This window comes from Acetobacter ghanensis (assembly GCF_001499675.1).
GTDB classification, from domain to species: Bacteria; Pseudomonadota; Alphaproteobacteria; order Acetobacterales; family Acetobacteraceae; genus Acetobacter; species Acetobacter ghanensis.
This window is the reverse complement of the sequence record NZ_LN609302.1, coordinates 2,017,896-2,043,549: the sequence shown is the minus strand read 5'-3', so window position 1 is coordinate 2,043,549 and position 25,654 is coordinate 2,017,896. Positions and strand designations below refer to the sequence as shown.

At 57.0% G+C, this 25,654-nt stretch carries 22 protein-coding genes and 1 pseudogene; 12 read left to right on the top strand and 11 right to left on the bottom strand.

The annotated features are described in order from the left end of the window. The first annotated feature begins 17 nt into the window (after positions 1-17). The 7 genes from nuoN to AGA_RS09520 all read left to right on the top strand — a co-directional run bounded on the left by nuoN (position 18) and on the right by AGA_RS09520 (position 8,067). Positions 18-1,460 carry an NADH-quinone oxidoreductase subunit NuoN gene (gene nuoN / locus AGA_RS09550; protein WP_059024066.1) on the top strand — a complete coding sequence of 481 codons (1,443 nt, stop codon included), beginning with the start codon at positions 18-20 and terminating at the stop codon, positions 1,458-1,460. Further along, on the top strand, positions 1,457-2,206 hold the full coding sequence (locus AGA_RS09545; protein WP_059024063.1) for a biotin--[acetyl-CoA-carboxylase] ligase: 750 nt from the start codon (positions 1,457-1,459) through the stop codon (positions 2,204-2,206). The genes nuoN and AGA_RS09545 overlap by 4 nt, the downstream gene beginning before the upstream one ends. 2 nt (positions 2,207-2,208) lie before the next feature. After that, positions 2,209-3,021 (top strand): type III pantothenate kinase, encoded by an 813-nt coding sequence (locus AGA_RS09540; RefSeq protein ID WP_059024061.1) that lies wholly within the window; start codon positions 2,209-2,211, stop codon positions 3,019-3,021. A 9-nt stretch (positions 3,022-3,030) separates the two neighbouring features. Beyond that, complete coding sequence (locus AGA_RS09535; protein WP_059024059.1) at positions 3,031-4,674, top strand: ribonuclease J; 1,644 nt, start codon at positions 3,031-3,033, stop codon at positions 4,672-4,674. A gap of 141 nt (positions 4,675-4,815) precedes the next feature. Beyond that, entirely contained in the window at positions 4,816-6,132 is a 1,317-nt protein-coding gene (proS, locus tag AGA_RS09530; protein ID WP_059024057.1) for a proline--tRNA ligase, read from the top strand. 5 nt (positions 6,133-6,137) lie between these two features. Further along, a complete protein-coding gene (locus AGA_RS09525; protein WP_059024055.1) occupies positions 6,138-7,388 on the top strand; it encodes a lipoprotein-releasing ABC transporter permease subunit in 1,251 nt (416 codons plus the stop codon). Continuing rightward, positions 7,381-8,067, top strand: coding sequence for an ABC transporter ATP-binding protein (locus AGA_RS09520; protein ID WP_059024053.1), 687 nt, complete (start codon positions 7,381-7,383; stop codon positions 8,065-8,067). The genes AGA_RS09525 and AGA_RS09520 overlap by 8 nt, the downstream gene beginning before the upstream one ends. Positions 8,068-8,133: 66 nt before the next feature. On the opposite strand, the gene AGA_RS09515 is transcribed toward AGA_RS09520, so the two are convergent. Beyond that, positions 8,134-8,622, bottom strand: a complete 489-nt coding sequence (locus tag AGA_RS09515) for a glutathione peroxidase (RefSeq protein ID WP_059024051.1) — start codon at positions 8,620-8,622, stop codon at positions 8,134-8,136. A gap of 262 nt (positions 8,623-8,884) precedes the next feature. On the opposite strand from AGA_RS09515, the gene AGA_RS09510 reads away from it, so the two are divergent. Next, positions 8,885-9,667 (top strand): IclR family transcriptional regulator, encoded by a 783-nt coding sequence (locus AGA_RS09510; protein ID WP_059024049.1) that lies wholly within the window; start codon positions 8,885-8,887, stop codon positions 9,665-9,667. 32 nt (positions 9,668-9,699) lie between these two features. Further along, positions 9,700-10,566, top strand: coding sequence for a DUF3108 domain-containing protein (locus tag AGA_RS09505; protein WP_059024047.1), 867 nt, complete (start codon positions 9,700-9,702; stop codon positions 10,564-10,566). Positions 10,567-10,625: 59 nt separating this feature from the next. Here the strand turns inward: AGA_RS09505 and glmS are convergent, their stop codons facing one another. Together glmS and glmU are read right to left on the bottom strand one after the other, a co-directional pair. Beyond that, positions 10,626-12,449, bottom strand: coding sequence for a glutamine--fructose-6-phosphate transaminase (isomerizing) (glmS, locus tag AGA_RS09500; RefSeq protein ID WP_059024046.1), 1,824 nt, complete (start codon positions 12,447-12,449; stop codon positions 10,626-10,628). Continuing rightward, the gene (gene glmU / locus AGA_RS09495; protein WP_059024044.1) at positions 12,449-13,795 is read right to left on the bottom strand and encodes a bifunctional UDP-N-acetylglucosamine diphosphorylase/glucosamine-1-phosphate N-acetyltransferase GlmU; all 1,347 of its coding nucleotides are present in this window, start codon (positions 13,793-13,795) and stop codon (positions 12,449-12,451) included. Before glmU ends, glmS begins: the two co-directional genes overlap by 1 nt. A gap of 109 nt (positions 13,796-13,904) precedes the next feature. On the opposite strand from glmU, the gene AGA_RS09490 reads away from it, so the two are divergent. Then, the gene (locus AGA_RS09490; protein WP_059024803.1) at positions 13,905-14,603 is read left to right on the top strand and encodes an HAD hydrolase-like protein; all 699 of its coding nucleotides are present in this window, start codon (positions 13,905-13,907) and stop codon (positions 14,601-14,603) included. 19 nt (positions 14,604-14,622) lie between these two features. Here AGA_RS09490 and AGA_RS09485 read toward each other — a convergent pair whose 3' ends face one another. The 5 genes from AGA_RS09485 to AGA_RS09465 are packed head-to-tail and all read right to left on the bottom strand — an operon-like array spanning position 14,623 to position 19,402. Further along, positions 14,623-15,411, bottom strand: a complete 789-nt coding sequence (locus AGA_RS09485; protein ID WP_059024042.1) for a nucleotidyltransferase family protein — start codon at positions 15,409-15,411, stop codon at positions 14,623-14,625. Beyond that, on the bottom strand, positions 15,408-16,190 hold the full coding sequence (locus AGA_RS09480; protein WP_059024040.1) for a sterol desaturase family protein: 783 nt from the start codon (positions 16,188-16,190) through the stop codon (positions 15,408-15,410). The genes AGA_RS09485 and AGA_RS09480 overlap by 4 nt, the downstream gene beginning before the upstream one ends. Further along, complete coding sequence (locus tag AGA_RS09475) at positions 16,187-17,287, bottom strand: LptF/LptG family permease (RefSeq protein ID WP_059024038.1); 1,101 nt, start codon at positions 17,285-17,287, stop codon at positions 16,187-16,189. Before AGA_RS09475 ends, AGA_RS09480 begins: the two co-directional genes overlap by 4 nt. 13 nt (positions 17,288-17,300) lie before the next feature. After that, positions 17,301-18,497, bottom strand: coding sequence for an LptF/LptG family permease (locus tag AGA_RS09470; RefSeq protein ID WP_059024036.1), 1,197 nt, complete (start codon positions 18,495-18,497; stop codon positions 17,301-17,303). Next, a complete protein-coding gene (locus AGA_RS09465) occupies positions 18,494-19,402 on the bottom strand; it encodes a metallophosphoesterase family protein (RefSeq protein WP_231945774.1) in 909 nt (302 codons plus the stop codon). The genes AGA_RS09470 and AGA_RS09465 overlap by 4 nt, the downstream gene beginning before the upstream one ends. A gap of 131 nt (positions 19,403-19,533) precedes the next feature. Between AGA_RS09465 and AGA_RS09460 the strand changes: the two genes are divergently transcribed. Beyond that, positions 19,534-20,514 (top strand): diacylglycerol/lipid kinase family protein, encoded by a 981-nt coding sequence (locus AGA_RS09460; protein ID WP_083503610.1) that lies wholly within the window; start codon positions 19,534-19,536, stop codon positions 20,512-20,514. Positions 20,515-20,525: 11 nt separating this feature from the next. Beyond that, positions 20,526-21,494, top strand: a complete 969-nt coding sequence (locus tag AGA_RS09455) for a hypothetical protein (protein ID WP_408735965.1) — start codon at positions 20,526-20,528, stop codon at positions 21,492-21,494. Between the two features lie 4 nt (positions 21,495-21,498). Here the strand turns inward: AGA_RS09455 and spt are convergent, their stop codons facing one another. The 3 genes and pseudogenes from spt to AGA_RS09440 form a co-directional block, all read right to left on the bottom strand. After that, entirely contained in the window at positions 21,499-22,713 is a 1,215-nt protein-coding gene (gene spt, locus AGA_RS09450) for a serine palmitoyltransferase (RefSeq protein ID WP_059024034.1), read from the bottom strand. A gap of 6 nt (positions 22,714-22,719) precedes the next feature. Then, on the bottom strand, positions 22,720-22,971 hold the full coding sequence (locus AGA_RS09445) for an acyl carrier protein (protein ID WP_025826198.1): 252 nt from the start codon (positions 22,969-22,971) through the stop codon (positions 22,720-22,722). 124 nt (positions 22,972-23,095) lie between these two features. Continuing rightward, positions 23,096-24,861: pseudogene (locus tag AGA_RS09440) on the bottom strand (fatty acyl-AMP ligase). Positions 24,862-25,654: the final 793 nt, after the last annotated feature.

Here is a 25,654-nt window from a genome sequence, read left to right as displayed (position 1 = left end):
CTGCGGAGTGCAGCGCAATGAGTGTGACAGTGTTCAACTGGACTGTAGCCCTGCCCGAAATTGTTCTTGCCTTGTCGGGTATCATCATTCTGGTGGCTGGTGTGCTCCAGCGTAAAGGGGAAGGTTTTTTTCCGGCTGCCATACTTAGCCTTGTTGCCTTTCTGGTCTGTGGTTTTCTGGTCCTGCTTTCCCCTTCCGGGGCCGGGTATGCGGGAACATTCGTGAATGACGGCTTTGCTCGGTTCATGAAGGAGATGATTCTGGCGGGTGGTTTTGTGGCTGTGGCTCTGTGTGTCAGTTACCGCACCAGTCAGCGCCAGACGTTGCCGTTTGAAACGCCCGTGCTCATGTTGTTTTCCACACTGGGTGCCATGCTCATGGCGTCATCCGCTAATCTGATGACGTTGTTTGTCGGGCTCGAGCTGTCTTCCCTCTCCATTTATATACTCTGTGCGCTGGAACGGGATAATGTCTTTTCGTCCGAAGCGGGCATGAAGTATTTTATTCTCGGCTCTCTGGCCTCTGGCTTGCTGCTGTATGGGATTTCGCTTGTCTACGGCTATGCGGGGACCATGGAATATACCGGGCTGGTGGATGCGGTCCGGGCCTCGGTCATGCCGCCCATGGGGCTTGTGGTTGGCATTGTGTTTGTTGTGGTGGGGCTCTGCTTCAAGCTTTCCGCCGTTCCGTTCCATATGTGGACGCCGGATGTGTATCAGGGTGCTCCAACACCTGTGACGGCCTACATGGCGGGCGCACCCAAGTTTGCAGCTTTTGCCCTGTTCCTGCGTGTCATGGCTGGGCCGTTTGGAACTATGGCGCCTCGCTGGCAGATCCTGATTGAGACTGTGTCCGTCCTGTCCATGGTTTACGGGGCGTTTGCTGCTATCCCGCAAACCAATATCAAACGGCTTATGGCGTATTCCTCCATTGGGCATATGGGTTATGCCATGATGGGGCTGGCCGCGGCCTCTACCGCAGGCACACAGGCAACGCTTATTTATCTGGCAGCTTATTTTGTCATGAATGCTGGGGTGTTCGCCGGCATTACCGCCATGCGGCGGAATGGGCGGGAGGTTAACTCCATTGCCGATCTGGCCGGTCTGGGGCGTTCCGACCCGGGTATGGCGCTGGCATTGGCGGTGTTTATGTTCAGCATGGTGGGGGCTCCGCCGCTGGCCGGTTTTTTTGGCAAGTTCATGGTTTTTGCCGCAGCGTGGCAATCTGGCCTTTACGTGCTGGTCTCAATTGGCGCATTGTCGAGCGTAGTGGGAGCCTATTATTATCTGCGGATTGTAAAAGTCATGTATTTTGATGCGCCAGCCGCTACGCTGGACCGGCCTGCTCCTAGCCTGCTGTTTGTTTCGGGCGGGATGGGTGTTGCCACAGTTGCTTTTATCCTTGTTCTTGGGCCACTCATGTCCGTGGCGCATCAGGCCGCGCTTGCTCTGGCTGGATGAGCGGGCAAAGTGATGTTTGGCGGCTCTCCTGTTTTGATGAGCTGCCATCGACCTCTGATTACTGTCTGAATGCCTGTCGTTCGGGCCATGATGCCGCCGGTCTGGCGGTTTTGGCCCGCAGGCAGACCAAAGGGCGTGGCAGCCGTGGCCGCACATGGCTGGACGGAGGGCAGGGGCTGGCCCTCAGCGTTGTGCTGGAGGCAGCGCAGGCTGGGCCAGACGCCTTGGGCGGCTGGCCTTTTGTGGCGTCTCTAGGGTTTTACGATGGGCTGTTGCGTGCTGTTCCCGCTGCTCAATCCCGTCTGATGATCAAATGGCCCAATGACCTTCTGCTTGATGGGCAGAAGGTTGGCGGCATTCTGATCGAACGGGAAGGGGGCTATGTTCTTATTGGCCTTGGCGCCAATCTGGCCGCCGCTCCTGCCCAGAATCTGGTTGCGCGCCCTGTTGCCTGTCTGGCGCAATGTGGTGCGGTGCCAGATGTGGAGAGCGTGGCCCGGCATGTGCTGGACGGGCTGGCACTATGGCATGGCCTTTGGCGGCAAAAGGGGTTCGCCTCTATCCGCGCTGCGTGGTTGGAGAGGGCGCATCCTGTGGGAACCCCTCTTGTCGTTCAGGGCGGGACTACTTATGAGAAAGGGCACTTTGCTGGTCTGGCAGAAGATGGCCGGCTGCTGCTGAACACGGAAGGTGGGATGAAGACAATCGCAACAGGGGATGTTCTGCTTATGGAAAAGGGCGCTTAGGAGTGCTACTTGTCATTGACGCAGGAAACACCAATGTTGTGTTTGCAGTGCACGACGGCGAGAAGTGGCGTGGTGTCTGGCGGATTACCATGCAGCCCCAGCGGACTTCCGACGAATATGGGGTATGGTTGCTGGCGCTGCTGAAGTCGCAGGGTCTGACCCCGGATGATATTGAAGGGGCCGTTATTGGCACGGTGGTGCCCGCAGCCCTTTACCATTTGCGCACGTTGTGCCGTCAGTGGTTTGCTGTAGAGCCTCTGCTGGCTTCTGCCCGGTTGGACTGGGGATTTGCCATAAAGATGGACAACCCGGATGAAGTGGGGGTGGACCGTCTGCTCAACGGGCTTGCCGCGCACCATACGTACGGCGGCCCGCTGACAGTGATTGATTTTGGAACAGCCACCACGTTCGATGTGGTGGACCAGGAAGGAAGTTATTGCGGCGGTGTTATTGCGCCCGGCATTAATCTGTCGGTCGAGGCATTGCATCAGGCCGCAGCCCGGCTTCCTCGGATTGGTATAGGGCGTCCGGTGGGGGAGTCCGCTATCGGGCGGAATACAGTTGCAGCCATGCGCTCAGGGGTATTCTGGGGGTATGTCGGGTTGATTGAGGGGATCGTCGAGAGGATCCGCCGTGAAGTGGGGCCTTCCATGAAGGTGCTCGCAACAGGTGGTCTGGCTCCGCTCTTCTCTGAAGGAACAACGGTCTTTGACCATGTGGATTCAATGCTGACCCTTAATGGGTTGCGCTTGCTGGCGGGGCGGAATCCCCTGCCGAAACTGACAGTAGAACGAGATTTTTTGGCTGAAGGATAACTGGATAATATGACTGAACAGAACGGCGATCTGGCCTTTCTGCCCTTGGGCGGAACGGGTGAGATCGGCATGAACCTCAACCTGTATCGTCTGGGCGATACATGGCTGGCTATTGATTGCGGTATTGGTTTTAGTGGGAATGATACGCCAGAAGCGGAAATTCTGGTGCCAGATCCCGCCTTTATCGTCGAGCGTCGGAACAAGCTGGCCGGGCTTGTTATTACCCACGCGCATGAAGACCATATTGGTGCCGTGGCGCATGTATGGCCCATGCTGCAATGCCCCATTTACGTTACACCGTTTGCTGCGGCTGTGTTGCGCCGCAAGCTGGCGGAAGCACGGTTGGTGGATGTGCCTATTCGGGTCATCATGCCCGGAGCCCGCTTTGATGTGGGGCCGTTCGATATTGAATTTGTCCCCGTTACGCACTCCGTGCCAGAAGCCCAGTCCATGGTTCTGCGCACTCCGGCAGGCGTTGTGGTGCACACAGGGGACTGGAAGTTTGACCCAGAACCGCTGGTTGGCCCGGCAACGGACCTGAACCGCCTTGCCGAAATTGGTAAGGAAGGGGTGCTCGCTCTGGTGTGTGACAGCACCAATGTGATGAAGCCCGGCCCCTCGCGCTCCGAGTCCGAAGTGCGTGTGAGCATGACCGAACTGGTGGCCAGCCTTAAGGGCCGCATTGCGGTTACATGCTTTGCTTCCAACGTGGCGCGTGTGGAAACCATAGCCATGGCGGCGCAGGCCGCGGGGCGGACTGTCGTGCTGGTCGGGCGCTCCCTGCGTAATCTGGACACGGCTGCGCGTGAGTGTGGTTATCTGTCTGGCGTGCTGCCGTTCCTGAGCGAGCAGGACGTAAACGATGTCCCCGATGACCAGCTGCTCATGATCATCACGGGCAGTCAGGGCGAGCCGCGCTCGGCCCTGTCGCGCATTTCCATGGATGTGCACCCCAATATTTCCCTCGGGGAAGGGGATACGGTCATTTACTCCAGCCGTATGATCCCGGGGAACGAACGGGCCATTATGGCGGTGCAGGATAATCTGGCAAAGCGCGGTGTTAAGGTCATTACCGACCGCGAACACTTTGTGCATGTGTCTGGCCATGCCACGGGTGGTGATGTGCAGAAGATGTACGAACTGCTCAAGCCCCAGCACGTGGTGCCAGTGCACGGCGAATGGCGGCACCTGACCGCACAGGCCGCTCTGGCACAGGAAATGGGTATTGCTCCCATCCTACTGGAAGACGGCGATATTCTGCGTCTTTCTCCCGGTAAGCTGGAAGTGGTGGATACCGCTCCCACAGGCCGTCTGGCGCTGGACGGCAACCGCCTGCTGCCCATGAACGGTGGCGTGCTGGCTGCGCGCCGTAAAATGCTGTTCAACGGCATTGTTATCGGCAGCTTTGCGGTGGATGACGAAGGCTTTGTGATTGGCGACCCCAAGGTGAGCGCTCCCGGCCTGCTGGACCCGGATGATCTGGAAAGCGTACGGGTGCGTGAAGAGTTCGCCAATGCGCTGGACGTCATCCCTGACGAACTGCGGAATGAAGACGATGCTTTCCGTGAGGCCGCCAAAACGGCCCTGCGCCGCGCTCTGGGGCGGAAGCTGCAAAAACGTCCGTTGGTGGATGTGCACGTGCTGCGCGTTTAAGGGACGTCATACCGATACGAACAAGAAAGCCCGGTTCTGCCGGGTTTTCTTTCGTTCATGGCTGTTTTACAGCTCAATAACAGACAACACAGGCGCACCTCTTTTTGTCGGAGGTCTGCCAACTGACAAGGCCGAATGCACATGCGTCTTTCGCGCAGCTTTCTTCCCACCCTCAAGGAAAATCCGGCAGAGGCGCAGATCGTCTCTCACAGGCTCATGCTGCGTGCAGGGCTGATCCGCCAGACGGCTTCTGGCATTTATGCCTGGCTGCCTGCCGGGCTTAAGGTGCTGCGCAACATCAGCCAGATCGTGCGGGAAGAGCAGGACCGGGTGGATGCACAGGAAGTGCTGATGCCAACCTTGCAGTCCGCCGATCTGTGGCGCCGCTCAGGCCGTTACGATGCCTATGGCCCGGAAATGCTGCGTATTCAGGACCGCCACAAACGTGAACTGCTGTACGGGCCGACCAATGAGGAAATGGTGACGGACCTGTTCGGGCAGACGGTCAAGTCCTACAAAGATCTGCCGCAGGTTCTGTACCATATCCAGTGGAAATTCCGCGATGAAATGCGCCCCCGTTTTGGTGTGATGCGCGGCCGCGAATTCCTGATGAAAGACGCCTATAGCTTCGATGTAGACTACGCATCCGCCGTGGCCACATATCGCCGCATGATGCTGGCCTACCTGCGTACCTTCCAGCGTCTGGGTGTACGGGCTGTGCCCATGCGGGCTGACACAGGCCCGATTGGTGGTGAACTGAGCCACGAATTCCTGATTCTGGCCCCAACGGGCGAGAGCGGTGTGTTCTATGATGCCGCTCTGGAAGATCAGGATTGGCTAGATGAGCCCGTGGACACCAACAGCCCCGAGGCTCTGGAAGCGTTCTTTACCCGTGTTACCACGCCATATGCGGCTACGGATGAGATGCACGATGCCACTGCGTGGGAAGCTGTGCCGGAAGCCCAGCGGCGGGAAGGCCGCGGAGTTGAAGTCGGGCATATTTTCTACTTTGGCACCAAATACACGGAATCCATGGGTGTGAGCGTCAGCGGTGCTGATGGTGCGCAGTTCTTCCCGGAAATGGGGTCCTATGGCATTGGGGTTTCGCGTCTTGCCGGGGCCATTATTGAGGCCTGCCATGATGACAACGGCATTATCTGGCCAGATTCCGTTGCGCCCTTCCGCGCAGTCATTCTGAACCTGAAATCGGGGGATGAGCTGTGCGATGCCGTATGCGAGCAGATTTACAGCAAGGCGCCAGAAGACTTCCTGTATGATGATCGTGCCGAGCGTGCCGGGGTCAAATTTGCGGATGCGGATCTAATGGGTCATCCGTGGCAGATTGTTGTGGGGCCACGCAGTGCGAAGGAAGGCCGGGTGGAACTCAAACGCCGTGCAACGGGTGAACGGCAGGAGCTGAGCGTGGATGAGGCGCTGGCTCTGGTTCTGGCAGGCTGACCATCATGTTCGGTCCTTTCGAGCGTGCAGTGGCTGGCCGCTACCTTCGCGCGCGGCGAGGGGAGCGATTTGTTTCCATCATCGCCATCTTCTCGCTGGTTGGCATTGCTCTGGGTGTGGCAACGCTTATCATTGTCATGGCGGTGATGAACGGTTTTCAGGCCGATCTTATGGGGCGTATTCTGGGCCTGAACGGGGATCTGACCGTTTATGGCGCAGGGCGCACCATCTCGCAGTATGAGGATGTGGCGCAGGAAGTGCGCTCCGTCCCCAATGTGTTAAGTGCTACACCCATTATAGAAGGGCAGGTGCTGCTGAGTGCTGGTTCGTACAGCGCAGGTGGCGTTGTGCACGGCATTACGGCGCAGGGTTTGCAGGACCTTAAGGCTGTAAGCGGTTCTCTGGTGGCAGGCTCACTCGACCAGTTTGGTCAGGGAGATGACTCCATTGTGGTGGGTGTAACCATGGCGGAGCGGGCTGGCCTGTCTATTGGCTCACGTCTCACACTGGTCTCGCCCGAAGGGGCCGCAACTGCATTTGGCACTGTGCCGCGTGTGCGGTCCTACCATGTCAGCGCTATTTTTGATGCTGGTGTGAATGACTATAATTCCAGCGTTGTGTTCCTGCCCATGCACGCGGCTCAGGTCTATTTTCAGATGCCGGGCAAGGTGACGCAAATTCAGGTGGCCACAAAGGATGCGGAGCATGTGCGCCCGGTCACTTTAGCTATTGTTAAAGCGGTGGATGACCCCGGTCTGCGCGTGCTGGACTGGACAACCGCAAATAACGCCCTGTTTGGCGCTGTTCAGGTGGAGCAGAATGTTATGTTCCTGATCCTGACCCTGATCATTGTTGTGGCGGCGTTTAACGTCATTTCTTCCCTCATTATGATGGTGAAGGATAAAACGGCGGATATTGCGGTGTTGCGCACCATAGGAGCTAGCCGTGGTGCCATTATGCGTATTTTTCTGATGTGCGGCGCCTCGGTCGGCGTAACCGGCACTGTGGCGGGCACAGCGCTTGGCATTGTGTTCTGTATGAACATTGAGCGTATTCGCCAGCTTCTGCAAAGCCTGACGGGCACAAACCTGTTTAACCCGGAGGTGTATTACCTCGAGCATCTGCCTGCCAAACTGGAATGGGGGCAGGTTGGGCAGGTTATTGCCATGGCGCTGCTGCTCTCGCTTCTGGCAACATTGTATCCGGCATGGCGTGCGGCCAAAACGGACCCGGTCGAGGCGCTTCGTCATGAGTGATAATGTGGTGCTACGCCTGCAAGGCGTCCAAAAAACCTACCGGAGTGGGGAGCACGACGTGCTGCCCATTTTGCGGGGGGCTGACTTTACCCTGCACGCGGGGGAGATTGTGGCCCTTGTTGCGCCATCTGGCACCGGTAAGTCCACGCTGCTGCATCTGGCAGGGCTGCTGGATACGCCAGATGCGGGTGATATTGTTATTAGCGGACAATCAACCCGGAACATGGCAGATGCCGGGCGCACCGCCCTGCGGCGGGATGAAATTGGTTTTGTCTACCAGTTCCATCACCTGCTCGGTGAATTTACCGCGCGGGAAAATGTTGTTCTGCCACAGATGATAGCGGGCGTATCCAAACGCGCAGCCCGGCAGGAAGCCGAGCGGCTGTTGGACATGTTTGGGTTGGCTCATCGTGTCAACCACCTGCCGGGCAAGCTTTCGGGTGGGGAGCAGCAGCGTGTGGCCATTGCGCGAGCTCTGGCCAATGCACCGTCTTTGCTGCTGGCGGATGAACCAACAGGTAATCTAGACGTGCACACGGCGGATGCGGTGTTTGCTGCTTTGCTGGGGGCTGTACGTCAGCGGGGGTTGGCCGCATTGGTGGCAACCCATAACGAAGAACTCCTGCCGCGGATGGACCGGGTTGTGACCCTACGGGATGGCAAGCTAGTCCCTCGGTAAAACAAAAAAAGCGGCAAGCCCTTTGTTTAAGAGGGGGCTTTGCCGCTGTTTCTGTTTTCGGGTTTGTCAGGCTGGAAGCAGAGCCCGTTCAACGGCGTTGCGGACACGCGCGGACGTTGGGGACGTCAGGCAGGAAAACCACGTAACGGGCTGGCCATTGCGGCCGATTAAATACTTGAAAAAGTTCCAGCGTGGCCGGGCCAGATAGCCCAGTTCTCCATCCAGCCATTTAAAGAGTGGTATGGCTGCATCCCCCTTGACCGGGCTGCGGGCGGCCATGGGAAAGTCAACGCCATAGTTTTTTTGGCAGAATGTGGCGATTTCCTCGGATGTTCCGGGTTCCTGTTGCCCAAAATCATTGCTGGGTACGCCAATAACAACCAACCCAGCTTTGCGGAACTGCGTCCACAAAGCCTGCAATCCTTCGTATTGTGGGGTAAACCCGCATTTGGAAGCCGTGTTCACAATCAGGATCGGCTGTCCTTTATACGCACTCAGGTCAATGCTGGTGCCATCCAGTGCGGGTAGGGTAAAATCGTAAATGCTTGTTACCAAGGTGCTGCCCTCTTGCTGCTTTTGTGGCAGGAAAGGCACCCAATGTAGCGCACCACAGGAGAAGGAGCGAGATGTTATGAAGTCTGCCTGTAGTGGGTGGAAGCCTGCTGCCCTGTTCCGGGTTCTTGTGCCAGACTTCCACCACATCTTGTGCGCGGCAAGATCGTGTTCTGCTTTTTGTTGTTCATTATATTGAACTCGATCCCGTATGTGGAATATGAAGATATGAGCCTCTCCTGTCAACACGGAAAATAAGAATAACATGTCCAAATCGCAGGATACGGTTCCCGCTCTTCGCCGGGCCGTTCGCATTCTTGATCTGGTCAAGGACTCCAGCAAGCCGCCGTTGGCGGCCGATGTGGCCAGACAGCTTGATCTGCCGCGCAGTACGGTCCACGGCCTTCTGGCGGTCATGCAGGAGCTGGGGCTGCTGGAAAAAACAGCTACCCAAGGCTACCGGCTTGGTACACGTCTGCTCGACTGGGCAGGAGACGTGACGGAAAAGCGGGATCTGGTGACTGAGTTCTACCATGTGCTGGAGACTCGCTCCGATCTGGAGTCCTTTACCGTCACGCTCACCATGCTGGAGGGGGCAGAGGTTGTTTATGTGGCCTGCCGTAACAGCGCGACCGTGCTGGGGGCTTCTTTTCGGGTCGGTATGCGCCTACCTGCCATATTTACGGCCACAGGTAATGCCATACTGGCTGGTATGGATGACGCATCTTTTCGGGAGTGGCTGGCGCTACATCCGGTTACAACATGGCCGCAGCCGCTAACACCGAACGGTATCTGCTCCGTGACAACGCTGGTGCGTGAGATTGGTGAAATCAAGGAACGTGGTTACGCGGTGGATGATGAGCAGGTGCATGACGGGCTGTGGTGTTTTGGTGCTGCCGTCAAAGACCATTCAGGTCGTGCCATGGCGGGTATAGGCATCAGCCTGCCGCAGACCGAACTGGGGCGGTACAGTGTGGAGCGGCTGGGGGCAGTTGCATCCCGGTTGGCCGAGGCTGTTTCCTTCCGGCTTGGATACCGCGCGGGTTGATAGCCTCCATAGCAGGCAGACAGGAATAGAAAATGCTTTTTGCCGGTGTTCTGGGTAGCAGGAGCCAGACAAACTTCCGCTGCCGTATTGCGTGTGGCATTGCCTTTGTATGGATGAGCGGTCTGCTGCCCGTAGCTCCCTCTTTTTTGTCGCCACAGGTGCGGGCGGAGCAGGTTTTACCCCAGACATCCGCGCGTTACCTTATTAACGTGCATGGGCTGCATGTTCTGACCGCCGATGTTTCCTACAGGTTGGGAGACAGTGCCTATAGCGGGGTTGCGCAGGTTCAGACTGCCGGTTTTTTTGGCCTGTTTGTGCAAACAGATATGCGGATGCAGGGAACCGGACAGTTTTTTGCCAATGGGCTGGCCGAACCAAACCAGTATGACAGTGCCGGGACCTACAACCACGAGCAGAGTCATCTGCACATGGTGTATCAGGCAGGTGTCCCTCAGATTACCGTGCAGGAGCCACCCAGAGGAAGCCGTGAAGAGGTAACGCAGGAGGAAAGGACGGGCGCACAGGATGTTGTGGCGGTTCTTGTTGGCTTGCTGCACCAGTTGCAAACCCAGAAGCGTTGTCAGGAGGCGCCGCAGAAGCTTTTTGACGGATTGCGGCTGAGCACGTTGGAAGTGCGCAATACGGGGGCAGGACGCCCCCCTGCGGGGGCAGAAAAAGCTTGGGGGAAGGAGGCTGTGACCTGCAATTTTGTTTTGCAGCAGGTCAAGGGCTTTACCGCCAACGGGCAGTTCAGCAAGCTCAGGCAACCACAGATCGGACGGGTGTGGTTTGAGAACATCCCCAATATTGGGATGTCAGTTGTTAGAATGGAAATTGAACATCCAAAAATGGGGCATATTGTCCTGCGGTTGGACGAGACCCCCAAACAGGTTCCGTAAGTGTGTGCACAAAGACTGGCTGTGGTCATAACGATCACAGCCAGTTTTTGTACGTTCGGTTATTCCACCGTTACGGATTTTGCCAGATTGCGCGGCTGGTCAACATCGGTGCCTTTGGACACGGCCACTTCGTACGCCAGCATCTGCACAGGGATGGTTTGCAGTATAGGCGCAACAAAGTCGTGCACATGCGGTAGAACAACCATCTGCTCGGCAATGGCCGAAACCCGCTCTGCTCCTTTTGTATCGGTAAACACCAGCAGGCGGCCGCCACGGGCCTTGGCTTCCTGCAGGTTGGACAGAGTTTTGTCGAACAGAGGTGTGGACGGCACGCTGGCAACAATCGGCACTGTACGGTCGATCAGGGAAATGGGGCCGTGCTTCATTTCCCCCGCTGCATAGGCTTCTGCATGAATGTAGGAGATTTCTTTCAGCTTGAGCGCACCTTCCATGGCTACGGGGAACATGCTGCCCCGACCAAGGTAAAGAACGTCCCGCGCTTCGGCCACAATGCTGGCCATCCGCCGAATGGCGTCCCCTTGGTTGAACACTTCTGCTGCGCGGCTAGGCAGGTCCATCAGTGCGGCTACCAGCTCTTCCTCACCCAAGGGGTCAAGCTTGCCTCTGGCGCGGGCCGTGGCAATGGTCAGGCAGGCCAGTACAGTCAACTGTGCGGTAAAGGCTTTGGTTGACGCCACAGAAATTTCTGGTCCTGCTACCGTCCCCAACATCACATCGCTCTCACGCGCCATGGTGCTGTGTTCAACATTGAGCACAGAGAGGATGTGGATGGCTTTTTCACGCAGGCTACGCAGGGCTGCCAGTGTATCTGCGGTTTCACCCGACTGGGAGATGAGCAGACCCAAGGACCCTGCGGTTAGCGGCGGGTTGCGGTAGCGCATTTCGCTGGCGACGTCGATATCCACCGGCAGACGTGCAATTTCTTCCAGCCAGTAGCGGCCGACCATACCGGCATAAAAGGCCGACCCGCAGGCGGTAATGACCGCGCGGGGCACGGTTGCCAGGTCAAACGGCATATCGGGTAGTACGACCTTGCGTGTTGCCGGGTCGATCATGCGCTGGAGGGTCTGCCCGATAACCAGAGGGTGTTCGTGCAGTTCCTTTTCCATGTAATGGCGGTAGCCATCCTTGCCAATGGAGCCAGCCGTCAGAGCGGTAATCTGGATGGGGCGCTCAATCGGCGCGCCATCAAATGTCATGAATTCCGCCCCTTTGGGGGTAATGACAACGCAGTCCCCATTTTCCATGTAGGTAATGCGGCGGGTTAGCGGCGCCAGCGCCAGAGAGTCCGAACCAAGGAACAGTTCGTCATCCCCAAAGCCGACAGCCAGCGGTGCATTGTTACATGCTCCGATCATAAGCCCTTCATGACCGGCAAAGATCATGGCAACGGCATATGCCCCTTCCAAACGTTTGAGCGTCTTAAGAGCTGCATCCTTGGGGGTGAGACCCTGTTGCAGATAGTAGTCCACCAGCAGGGCAATGGTTTCACTGTCGGTTTCGGTTTCAAAAACCTGTCCGGCGGCTTCAAGTTCCAGACGCAGGGTTTCGAAGTTTTCAATAATGCCGTTATGCACAATGGCTACGCGGGACGTGCCATGAGGGTGGGCATTGCAGGTTGTGGGGGCGCCGTGGGTGGCCCAGCGGGTATGGCCAATGCCTGTTTTACCCGGCAGCGGGTCCTGTTCCAGCAATTTGGCCAGATTATCCAGCTTGCCTGCGGCCCTGCGCCGTTCCACCTGCCCATTGACCAGCGTGGCAATGCCAGCGGAGTCATATCCACGGTATTCCAGCCGTCGTAGACCTTCCAGCACAATGGGAGTTGCGTGGCGTAACCCGACAACGCCGCATATTCCACACATTAGCCGTTTTCCTTTTTTGCCTTCAGGGCGTTCTTAAACAGTTTGCCACGCTCTGGTTTGGTGGTCTGGCGTGCGCGTGCCAGAGCCAGTGCATCTGGCGGCACATTCTCCGTAATGGTGCTGCCAGCGGCAATAAGGGCGTTATCCCCTATCTCTACCGGTGCTACCAGCACGGAGTTGGAGCCGACAAACGTATTCTTGCCGATGGATGTGGTGTGTTTGAAAACACCATCGTAATTGCACACAATGGTTCCCGCTCCGATGTTGGAGCGTGAACCTACCTGTGTATTCCCTATATAGGACAGATGGTTAACTTTAACACCCGCGCCAAGCTCTGCACTTTTGAGTTCGACAAAATTGCCGACCCGTGCGTTTTCGCCAACGGAGGTTTCTGGTCGCAGGCGTGCATACGGGCCGATAATTGCGCCAGAGTGCACCTCGCAGCCTTCCAGATGGCTGAAAGCTCGAATGACCGCACCTTCATGCACAATAACGCCGGGGCCAAAAACAACATTGGGTTCAACCAGCACGTCCGCGGCAAGCTGCGTGTCGGTGGATAAAAAGACAGTTTCCGGGGCAACAAGCGTAACCCCGTTGTCCATGGCGTTCTGACGCAGCCGCTTTTGCAGAGCCGCCTCGGCCTGAGCCAGTTCGCTGCGGGAGTTAACGCCGCGTAGTTCATCTTCTGCCGCTTCCACTGCGCGGACCTGCACGTGCTCGGCAACGGCCAGATCCACAACATCCGTCAGATAGAATTCTCCCTTGGCGTTATCATTCCGTACAGCCTGAAGCCACCGGCGGAAGTCGGCCGCATCGGCGCAGAGAACGCCTGCGTTACACAGGTCTATGCTGCGTTCTTCCGGGGTGGCGTCCGACCATTCCACAATGCGTTCCACATTGCCTGCATTGGTTACAACACGGCCATAACGGGCTGGGTCTGCCGGGCGCATGGCTAGCAGGGCCAACCCTACATCGGGCTTGCGTCGTTCTTCCAGCAGAGCTGCCAGTGTTTGTGCGGAAATAAGGGGATTGTCGGCATAAAGAACGGCAACATCTCCTTCCCCAAACCAGTCAGCCGCCTGCAAGGCAGCGTGGGCAGTGCCCAGCCGTTCGTGCTGGACGACCACAGGGTAGGGGGCGGCAACGTCTGCCACATCTGCCATTTCCGGCCCAATTACGACCACCAGACGGTCAAATACCTCTGCTGCATTTTTAAGCAGGTGGGCCAGCATGGGCCCGCCAGCAAGATGTTGCAGGGCCTTGGGCCGGGAGGACTTCATACGGGTGCCTAGCCCGGCGGCTAGAAGAACCGCGGTGGCTGGACGGAATGCGGGATCAGACGTCATGATTGATGCGGTAAGCCAAGCTCCGGCATGTGTCAAACGTCTCGCCTATGGAAAAACTCCATGCCAATATCATAAAAGTTTTCTGAAGTTTACGGGGAGGGGGCACAATATGTCTGCATTACGTCTGGCCGTGTTCGATATGGACGGGACTTTGCTGGATTCCTTGCCTGATCTGGCGGAGTGCTGTTGCGAAATTCTGGCCCAGTGTGGCCTGCCGCTACTGTCTGATATGCAGGTACGCAGCATGGTGGGGAACGGAGTGCAGGCTTTGGTGGAGCGGGCCTTCAGGGCCAGTCTGGATAAAAAAGCAGAAGAGTCTGGCAGGGCTCAGGTCATGCCGATTTCTACCGAGGAGGCAGTCAGCCGTTTTATGGCGGCCTACACGCCACGCGCCACGCGGTTGTCCCGCCTGTTTCCCGGTACGGAAGACGCGTTGCGTACCCTGCGGGCACAGGGGTGGCTGCTTGCGGTTTGCACCAACAAGCCCGAAAAAGCCGCACGCCGCATATTGTCGGATTTCAGGTTGGAGGACTTGTTTGCCGCTGTGGGAGGAGGCGATAGTTTTGCCGCCCGCAAGCCCGATGCGCGGCATCTGCTGGGCACCATTGCGCAGGCAGGTAGCGCCCCGGAACGTAGTGTTATGGTGGGAGATATGCCGCCAGATTGCCTGGCGGCTCAGGCGGCCAGTTGCCCGTTTGTCTTTGCTGGTTGGGGATACGGAGCACCGGAACTGGCAGATAAGGCGGTAGTAAAAGCCGCTGCCATGCAGGATATTCCAACGTTGCTGGCGCGTATTATGCCAGTATGAAAGCCGGGATAAACCCGGCTCAGCCTCCGTATTGCGCCTTAAGGAGCGGCGCCAGTTTTTCAGCCAGAATAATATCGGCTTCCTTGTCCACATCTACCGCAGCCCGCCCATCGGAGAGTGGCACCAACTCGGCGCGTGCGCTGGTTAGGGCATAGATGCGGGCATAGAGCGCTTGAGTGGAGAGCTTACCCAGAACTGCGCGTAACAGGATACCTAGACCAAGGGTCCATGCGACCCGTAGGGGGTGCTTGCGGTTTTTTTCCACGCTTCGCCATAGGTCTGCAACGCGGGCGGAAACTGAGGTTTTGAAGTAGAACAGGTTACAGCCCGAAAACACCATGTCCGTCAGGCGGATATAGGTACGCTTTGTCTGTGGCACGCTCTGCTGGATGGCGGCCTGCGTTGCCACACCAACGGCAAGGTCGGTCTGAGCGGCAGCTTTATTGAGTAGTTCTTCCACCCATTGGGGTTGAAGCAGGGCATTATCCGCTGTTGTGACCAGCAGGGGCGTGCCTAGCCGGGCAAGGCTGTCCAGCACGCTTGCACTTGGTCCTTCCGGGCGGGAGGGAACAACCTGCACACTTGCGGGCAAAACCCCGTCCAGAACAGTCGGGTCTTCCAGACAAACCACAATCTGACCAATGGCGGGCACCGCCTGTAGGGCGTTAACCACCCGTACAACCATGGGCACGCCATCAATAGGGAGCAGTGCCTTGTGGGAAACGCCTCCAGCTACGGCAACCGGATCTGGTTTGCCGGGGCGTGTGCCGGCAAGAACCAGAGCGGTAATGGCGGAAGCGGCGGTCATGCCGCGCGTTTCTGCTCGGGGCGGGCACCATCGGGCCGGTCACGCGGGGGAGCGCCGGTCAGTTCCATGACCCAAGGGTAACGGGATGCTTCTGCAACATCATACCCAAGGTTGAACACCGTGGGGCTGCGTGGGCGTGCCTTTGCATCCACATAGTAAGAGCCAAGAGCCCGATCTACAACAAAGCTGGTAATGCCAAAGTTGCCATCTTCATCGTGGAAGTGGTGCAGCACATGGCGCGCTTTCATGCGCTGGATCCAGGCTGAACGGGGTTTGTAGTTCAGATGCTGGATGCAGTGGAAGAATTCGTAAATGCAGGTAATGGCAACGCCGGTGCTAAATGCGGCTGCCGCCGTGCCAGCACCGCCAATGAGGTACCCAATGGGGAGCGTGATGACCGCAATGGTAGGCAGGGTGGTGACTGGCGCACCAAACAGGACGTCCAGCAGATGCGGGTCCTGATGATGGTCAAAATGGATGCGCTTCCACAGAGCCGCGGTCCATTTGATTTTGTACAGTAGCCGTCCATGCAGCACGTAGCGGTGCAGCAGGTACCATACAACCGGATACACAAGCACCACGGCCAGCATGGCGAACAGAGTTTTAGGCCAGCCAGCAAAAAAATGGGCAGAAACAAATGCGCTGGCAATAACAAGGGCAAAGTATAGCAGGATGGTTGGATACGTCAGATAGGCGATCCACAGCTGCCGGAGATCCATCTTGCCCAGATCAAAACTGCGACCAGTTTTGAGGGAGGGGTTGTTCAGAGTTCCGCTCATCGTGTTTCGTTCCTCAGAAGCACAGTCAGTGCTCCCAATGTAAAAATGATCAACGCGGGAACTGTTGCAACCGGAGGCGGGAGCAGGCCGGCATTACCCATGGCCCGCAACAGTCCCTGCACAACAATAAACAGCAGCCCGGCCCCTAAACACCATACTGGCAACCAACTGCGTGTCCCCGTCCGTGGAGGGATATAGATTACTGGCATTGCGATCAACAACAGAACCAGAAGTGATGCCGGGCGGAGGAACCGCTCCATCAGTCCGGCCTTGAGAAAGCCGGGGCTTGAATCGGAGGGAACCTGCCCGCGCAACATGCCAATAATTGTGGATGTGGAGAGCGGCGCGTTACCCGTGGAGAGCCGGATGAAGTCCCGCGGGAACAGAGTCGTGTTCCACGGCATGGCTGGCAGCCGGGGCAGGCGGTCGACTTTCTGGTCTTTCAGGTCAATATCCAGGCCGTCCACATCATACAGGGTCCAGCCATCAGCGCCGGTATAATGGGCTCTAGGGGCATGTAGGGTTCTAACCAGCATGTTCTGGTTATTCCGTATGTACACATTAACGGTGCCTAGTACGTTCCCACCATCAGCAACGTGGTCCACATAGGTTAGGTTTTTGCCCTCATGGAACCAGAAGGAGTGCCCATCCTCCGGCGCCGGGTCCGTCCGATTCCACCATGCGGCCAGCGCCTGCTCGGAGCGTGGGGTTATCTGGTCGTCCAGAACAATGCCCGCCATGCCGATGAGCAGCGTTGCTGGGACAAGGTATTTGTATAACCCAAGGGTGGACAGACCCGCTGCACGAAGAATGGCCATTTCGCTGGCAAGGGTCATTTGCGTCAGCATCAGCAACGCACCGATGAGTACACTAAGCGGGAGCGCGCCAGACAGCAGGAATGGCAGCCGCATGGCCGCGTAATTCACAATGCCCGAAATACCAAGGTGGCGTTGCAGAATAGGGGTTGTCTGCTCCAGCAAAGCCAGAATTTCCAGCAGACTGACCAGCACACAGCAGCAGAACACCACACGAAAAAGCAGAGCGCCCGACAGGTAGCGCAGCAGAACGTAACGTGAGTTTGGGGAGGGCTTGCTCATGATACGGTTTTCTTCATGCCGGCCGGGTTGCGGTCGATTTTGTTCCGCGGGCGCGCCACAGGTCAAATGTACCCGAACGGTAAAGAAGCAGCGCAACACAAAGTGCGATAAACACCAAAGCGGGGAGCCAGATGATCAGCACGGACAGTTTTTTGGTTGCGACCATGCTGTGCCCGAATTGCAGGATGTGGTCGAAGCTGACCATCAGAATAAAAGCAATAGGCAGGCCAGCATTGTTGCGCTGGCGCTTGCGGGCCATGGCCAGTGCTGTTGCCAGCAGGGGAATAAATGGAATGGTCAAACTACGGGCAAGGCGGAAGTGTAGCTCCGACCACATATGCGGCTGTGCAATATTCCCGCTTCGGTGGATGAGGTTTCGGATCAGCTCTGGTGAGGTTAGCTCACGCTCATCCTCGCCTCGTTCTCTGAACGGGGCAGTCTGGGCCGCGTGGGTCAGGTAGCGCGTGGAGTGCTGGAACGTGGTCAGGGTAGGGGCCTTATCCCCCGAATCAGACACCATAATTCCGTCTTCCAGATCCAACTGTACGGTGCTTCCATCTGGAGCAAGGCGGATATGGCCTGTATGGGCGGTTATGTTGCGTTCCTGATGCTCTGATGTGTCGTGAATAAACACATTCTTCAGTTCCGACCCGCTTTGTGTAACATCCTCGGCCACAAGGGTCAGATCGGACGATGGACGGGCGAACATCCGGGGTTGCAGGCGTGGTGCCCACCCGGTGTGACTGGCAAAGTAAAAAGCAGCCCGGAAATCGTATCGTGCGTGGGGCTGGATAAACCCGTAAAGCAAAAAGGAGACGACCCCCAGAACGACCCCTAACTGGATATAGGGGCGTGTAATTCGCAGTAGGGAAAGGCCACTGCTGTTGGCTGCGTCAATTTCCTCATTCTGGCTCATGCGCCGCATGACGGCAAAGACCGACACGCAGAGTGCTGCCGGTATGGCAAGTCCCAGATAATGGGGCAGCAGCGCAGTCAGAAGTTCAACAAACGTCCCGAGTTTGTTGTTGCCCGCTGCCAGCAGATTAAACAGAACAAGCAGCCGCTCAAGCAAAAGCGCCGTCATGACCACAGCCAGCGCGATGGCAAACGGTGGGATGACCTGATTGATCAGGTAACGGTCAAGCGTTGTCGGCATGAACCGCTGGGCAATGCGGCGTAAAACAGGCACGTTCAGCATGGAGGGTGTCATACTGTGGTTTTCGGTAAATGGCGATTGAGTGTGTAAACGCCGCCAGTCTCACAGTTGTGCATCAAACCATCCGTGCCAAGTGCTCTGCGCTGCACATCAATACCCCATGTGCCGGGTAGGGCGGTAATGGTAATCCGGTTCCAGCCTGCGGCTTTTTCCGGGCTATTTGCAATGTGGGAAGCGGAGGTTGTTCCCACAACAGGAATCTGCGTTCCCGGAATAGTGCAGAAGGTTGCGCGGTGGGAATGTCCATGCAGCACCAGTTCCGCCCCTTCCTGCCGCAGGACGTCCTGAAGGGTGTTCAGGTCCGTCAGCCCTTTACGCTTGTCCACCAGTCTGGTGACCGGAGGGTGATGTAGCAGCACAATGCGGCATAAACCAGTCTCTCCAAGATTTTTCAGCGTCTTGGCCAGAAGGTCCAGCTGTTCCCGCCCGGCGCGTCCTGTAGCCAGAAAAGGAAAAGAAGGGACGGCCGTGTTCAGGCCAATGAGTGCTACATGATCCCGGATCAGAACAGAGGGCGCTTTTTGGTTCTCGCTCATATGGAGCCAGGGAGCCCATAGAGCGCGTTTTTCGGCGCTCCGCTCACGCACCAGAGCTTCATGGTTGCCGGGTACGAGCAGGGTGGGAGGGAGATGCTGGTCTTGTAACCAACGTTGCGCCGCCCGGAATTCGGACAGGAGGCCCAGATTAGTCATGTCCCCCGTAATGGCTACCATATCCGGGTGGAATTGATGAATATCGCGCATGACCTGCTCCAGCGGCGGAGGCGTGTGCAGATGCCTGCGGCGGGAGAACCAGCTGAACAGGCTTAAAACACGCTTTACGCGCCATTCCCGCCATGAAGGCAGGCTGGTCAGTGGCAGATGCGGGTCGGAAAAATGGGCAATATGAACGCTGGCCAAAAAAATTAGTTCTCCAGTCAGGAGCGCTGCCAGCGTACAATATGTGACAAGCGCGCTCCGGCTCTTTATACCACTGAGCCGAGCCGGGGCAAAAGCACCGACCTGCAACATGTGCATTATAGAGTACCTGCGTGCCCGACCATCTAGCCCTTATTTACAATCCGTTTAGCCGGAAAAACCTGAAAAACGGACCGGACTACCTCCAAAGCCTTCAGGCTGTGCCAAATATGCTGTTTTACGCACCCAGCACACATGCGGCCCTAGAGGCTGCTGTGGAGGACCTGCGCACGCGTGGAGTGTCCTGTATTGTTGTCGACGGAGGGGACGGCACAGTCGGCAAGGTGCTGAGCGCCCTACATGCTTCTGCCTGGCCAAAAGACGAATGGCCGCCCGTTGCAGTTATTCCATCAGGCAATACCAACCTGATTGCTGCGGATGTTGGTTATGGCAAGCGTGGGGCTGAGGCTTTGCGCTTTTTACAGGCCGAATTGCGCTCGGGGCAGGCGATGCTCAAAGTCAAACAGCGGCGGCCTTTGGTTGTGCGGCGTAAAGGGCATGATGGCGCAGATGTGCTTGGCTTTTTTGGCGGAATGGGAGCTTTTGGCCGTGGCATAAGCATTGCGCACCACCCGGCTGTTCTTAAACGCTATGCGCATGACATGGCCGTTGTGGCAACTTTGGTTATGACTGTTATGCAACTTCTGCTTCCGCGCCAGCGTGATGGCTGGATGGCTGGTGCGCCTGCCAGACTGGAGTACGATGGCAAGGCCAGTAACGTGCGGAACCATTTTATGGTGCTTTGCACGGCTCTGAACACATTGCCCTATGGTGTCTGGCCGTTCTGGCGGGCCGGTGGCGCGGCATGTCATGGTATGCATTATCTGGATGTGGCGGCTTACCCGCCCTCTCTGATGAGGGCCGTGTGGTCATTGTTGCGTGGTAAAGCGCCTGAGTGGTTGCGTCGGATGCCCGCTTACCAGAGTGGGTCAGTGCAGGCACTCCAAATGCACACAGCCGAGGCGTTTGTGCTGGATGGTGAAATTCTGGAGCCGGGAGAGGACGAAGACTTCACCATTGAGGCGGGGCCAGTTGTTTCCTTTCTTTATGCGTAATGGCTGAACAAATGGCAGGGACCGAACGCAGTATGCGCAGGGAGGCGACGCACCAGCTGATGCATTTGCTCGCGCATGAACTGGCTACACCAGTAGCCCCCGAGGTGACGCAGTTTGTGGAGCAGATGCTGGGGACCGTGCGGCCACTGGGAGTTCTGTTTTACGGCTCTGGCCTTCGGAGCGGGATTGATGACGATACGCTGCTCGATTTTTACATTATTGTAAGCAAGCAGTCGGATTGGCCGCGTTCCCGGCTAGCCTGCCTGGCCAATGCCGTGCTGCCTCCCAATGTTGAATATAAAGAGTTGCAGGTTGCGGGGCGCGCTATGCGGGCCAAGGTTGCTATTCTTTCTTTGGCGCAACTGCGTACGTTAACGGGTTTTGCTACGCTCAATACCACGGTCTGGGCGCGCTTTTCCCAACCTGTGCGTCTGGTCTGGCAGCAGAATATAAAAGCTGGTCATGCCATAACGCAGTGCATTCTGCGGGCCAACGTTACGGCAGCAAGGTGGGCGGCTCTGCTGGGGCCAGACAGAGGGCCACTTACGGCGTTCTGGAACGCGCTATACGCAAACACCTATAAAGCGGAACTGCGGGTTGAAAACGGTCGGCGGAGTAGCGGTATAGTTGATGCCAATCAGGACCATTATGAACGCGTCCTGCTACCCTGTTGGCAACTTGCTGGCATAACGTTTGTGCAGGACGCGGGGAATGTGGCCCCGGATATTGCGGAGAGCCAAAGGGCAAAAGCCCAGCATCAGTGGCGTTTGCGCGCCCGTCTGGGGCGTCCGCTCAATATTCTACGGCTTATCAAGGCCGTTTATACATTCAAGGGGAGTGCGCGCTATGCCGCATGGAAAGTCAGGCGGCATAGCGGAATAGAAATAGCCCTTAGTCCATTTGCGGAAAAGCATCCACTTCTGGCGGCTCCGCCAGTGCTGTGGAAGCTCTGGCGGCAAGGGGCCTTTAAACAGCGTTAGAGGGTTATGCGGCGTTTGCCTGTAGGGGCACGCCACAGTCCACAGCCGCCTGACCAAATACCGCAATGGCTTGATCAATTTGTTCTGGCGTGTGTGTCGCCATAACAGAGCAGCGCAGCAATGGGCGTGAATCAGGTGTGGCAGGTGGCAGGCTGAGGTTGACATACACGCCAAGCTTCAAAAGCCTGTTCCACATGGGAATGGCCTGCTCAACCGTATCCAGCGTTACGGCAATAACCGGGCTGACCCGTTTGCTGGCGTTCAGCCCCAGCTTCATGAACCCCGCGTGGAGATGTGCTGCGTTGGACATAAGCTGCTGACGCAGTTCGGGGTGCGCAATCATATCTTCAAGCGCTGCGCCTGTAGCCGCAATAACTTCAGGCGGGAGTGACGCGGTAAACATGTAAGGGCGGCAGTTCAGACGAACCAGTTCCAGCTCCGGATGGTCCGAAACGCAGTAGCCGCCGACTGTGCCAAGGCTTTTGGAGAAGGTGCCGACAACAAAGTCAACATCGGCTTCCACCCCTTCGGCTTCAGCCGCGCCACGACCATGCTCGCCCAGAACACCAAAGGAATGGGCTTCATCAACCATCAGGTAAGCGCCAGTTTCCCGCTTGACTGCGGCAAACTCTGCCATGGGGGCAACATTGCCCGTCATGGAATAAATGCCCTCTACAACAATCAGTTTGGCGCTGTTGGGGGCATCCAGACGTTTGAGGCGCTTGTAAAGATCATCCGGGCTGTTGTGGCGGAAGCGGATAACCTGTGCAGCGCTTAGGCGGCTGCCGTCATAAATGCTGGCATGGCTATCTGCATCCAGCAGCAGAAAGTCATCTTTCCCGGCCAGCGCCGATATCATGCCCAGATTGGCCTGGTACCCTGTGGAGAACACCATGGCGTCACGCCGTTTGAAAAAATCGGCGATCTGGCGTTCCAGACTGCGGTGGAGAGACTGCGTTCCGTTGGCAATGCGGGAGCCGGTTGTGCCAACACCACAGGTTGCCGCTGCTGCCTGCGCCGCCTTGATGGCCCGCTCCGACTGGCTGAGGCCCAGATAGTTGTTGGTGCCGAACAGCAGGGTTTCCCGCCCTTCGATAATCCCAACAGTGGATGAGATCGGCTTCTCAATCACAACGGCAAAAGGATTACGTCCACCAGCCGCTACAACAGAGCCAAGAGCGCCCGCAAGGCCCTCAAATTTGGAAAACAGAGACGCCATGCACGCTTACCCTTTGTTCTTCAGATCAACAATGCAGGCGGCAAGGTCATTGATCGTGCGAATGTCCGCCAGCTTGTCGAGCGGGACGGATACGTCCAGACTGTCTTCCACTTCCATGACAAAGTTCATGACTGCGAGAGAGTCAAATGCCAGATCTTCCATGATCTTGCAGTTGCCGTCGATGTCGCGTGGGACTTTGGGATTGGCAAGAAGCTTTTGGATGATCAGCGCGGAAACGCTTTCAACGGTTTCGCTCATGTTGGGTCCTTCATCCTTTATGGCAGTAATATCAAGCCGAGCTTCTGCCCGCTGTGGCCGCCTTATGAGAGAAAAAACCGGATTTGACCAGCCTCTCCCTCACAGGGGGTGAACGGTATGCCTGTCAGGCCACTTCGGGCTGCTGGGCAAATGCTCCGTTCACGTACATCGTACGGGCCTTGGCGCGCGTCAGTTTGCCGGAGGAAGTCTGCGGCAGCGTGTGAGGCGGAACCAGAACAACCGAGACATCAACCCCATGCAGCCTGCGGAAGAGGCTTGCTGTTTCTGTGCGCAGGGCTTCGCGCGCTTCAGGGTTGGTTGTGCGGCACTGGATCAGCGCCACAATTTCCTCATGGTTGTCTTTTTCCAAGGAGAAAACAGCAACGTCGCGGCTGCGCAGTGCTGGAATATGCGTTTCGGCCGACCATTCCAGATCCTGCGGCCAGATATTGCGGCCGTTGATAATGATCAGGTCTTTGGCGCGACCGGTGACAACAATCTGGCCATTCAGCATGTAGCCCAGATCACCCGTGTTCAGCCATTTGTCCTTGTCCAGAACCTGCGAGGTTTCTTCGGGCATACGGAAGTAGCCAGACATAAGGCTTGGGCCACGCACATAAATGGTGCCGATTTCACGGTCCTTGAGTACCTGTCCGTCCGGGTCGCGCACTTCCATGGCGTGTCCGGGCAGCACCTTCCCGCAGATGACAAAGGTTCTGCTGGGGGTGGAGGGGGACGTTGGTGCGCGGGCAATCCCTTTGCTTTCCAGCAGAGGGAGGTCAATCGTATCTGTTTCAATGCCCGTATTGAGGGGCACAAAGCTGATGGCAAGTGTGGCTTCGGCCATGCCGTAGCTGGCTACAAAGGCTTTTGCGCTAAATCCGGCAGGGGCAAACCGTTCCGCAAATTCTTGCAGAATGTGGGCGCGGATCATATCGCCACCAATACCGGCTACGCGCCAGCAGGAGAGGTCAAGGCCAGCGGCGGCAGGGCGGCGGGCGCAAAGCTCGTAGCCAAAAGAGGGGCTGTAGGCGATGGTGCCACGGTTGCGGCTAATAAGGTCCAGCCAAACATGCGGGCGGCGTGCAAATTCACGCGTTGGCAGTAGATCAACCGTCAGCTGGCAGGTCATGGGGGTCAGAAAGAAGCCAACAAGCCCCATGTCATGGTACAGTGGCAGCCAGCTCACGCAGCGGTCGCCGGTTTCTTTGACCTGCAACCCATCATGAGCAATGGCGGCAACATTGGCCATGCCGGAACGCTGCGAGACGCAAACACCCATTGGGAAGCGGGTGCTACCAGAAGAAAACTGAAGGTAGGAGAGGGCCTCGGGGTCAACCGGACTCAGTTCCATATCGGGCACGGGGCGAGCCATAAGCTCTCTGGGAGAGCCAGCAAAAACGAGGCCGAGCCCGCTTACAATATCATCCGTCCAGCCTTCAATAATGTCCGGAATAACAACAGCGCTGGCCTGTGCACTGGTGATCATGCCGCGCAGGGTGCTTAGATAAGCGTCTTTGCCACCAAACGCGACAGGGAGGGGAGGGGGGCCGCAACAAGGCCTGCGTACTGGCAGCCAAAAAAGATACGGGCGAAGTCACCGTCGCTTTCCGCAACAATGGCTACACGGTCGCCCGCCTGCAATCCCATCCCCAGCAGGCGTTTTGCTGTCTCAATGGCCTGTACCCGCAGCTTACTGTACGGCAAGGCTTCTAGCAGAACGCCTTTGCCAGAATAGATGTTGAACCCGGCATTACCCAGTGCTGCATAATCCAGCGCATCCGGGAATGTCGCAAAATCACCGTAACGGCGGAGCTGTCCAGACGCGGAAGGAAGCGGCTGGAGCGTGACTTCCGTGGTGGGTGCAGAGGCTGGGTTCATAATGTTCATCAGTTGGCCATTCGAAGAAAATCAGAAATTGCGGCGGCGCCAACCGGCGCAGTTAGTCCGTCCCCCAGAAGGTCGAACGTCAGGCGTATATAGTCTTTTTGCAGATTTATGAAAGTATCATGAGACCGGGAAGGTCGGTCGGCCCCGTCATTAGGTGTACCGGACACCATTGAGGTGGGGACGAAGCGCTTTGGGGCAGGGCGTCTGCTCAGGCATGATTGAGGCATCATCTTTCCCGCAGAAAATCAGGCTGAAAACACTATTTCCAAGCAATGACACGGCATTATGTTTGGTATGTCGCCAATGGATGGTGTTGGGACTGTCCTTACAAAGTGGAAAGGTGGCTAAAATAAGGGAAGACCGCAAGTAAGGTGAGGGAAACCAATGCTGGAATGCAGCGTTACTCGTGAGCGCACTATGGCACACGATTGCAGTGTTTTCCGCATCTGACGGCTTGTTCGTATGGTGCTATCGATTGTGCCGGATTGAGCGATAATATGAGGGCGGCATGGGGCGTAACTGCCGCCGAAGGGAGTTGGCAGCGCAGTCAGTTACCTCTGCTATCGAATATGGCGTTAGAAATTTAGAGTAATAAATTGTGTTAGCTTTTTGGGGCCAAAACGCCTCGGTTTTGAGAGGTAAGTGAGCGTTTTACGATTCTTGTGAGCGACTAACGCCATTTCGTTGGTGGGGAGGTTAGTGTGTGCCTGCCTATGTATTGTGTTTGTGGTCTGGGGAGACTGCATCCGTGTGTTCGATTTAAGCGTGAGCCGCATTTCATACGACATTCCTT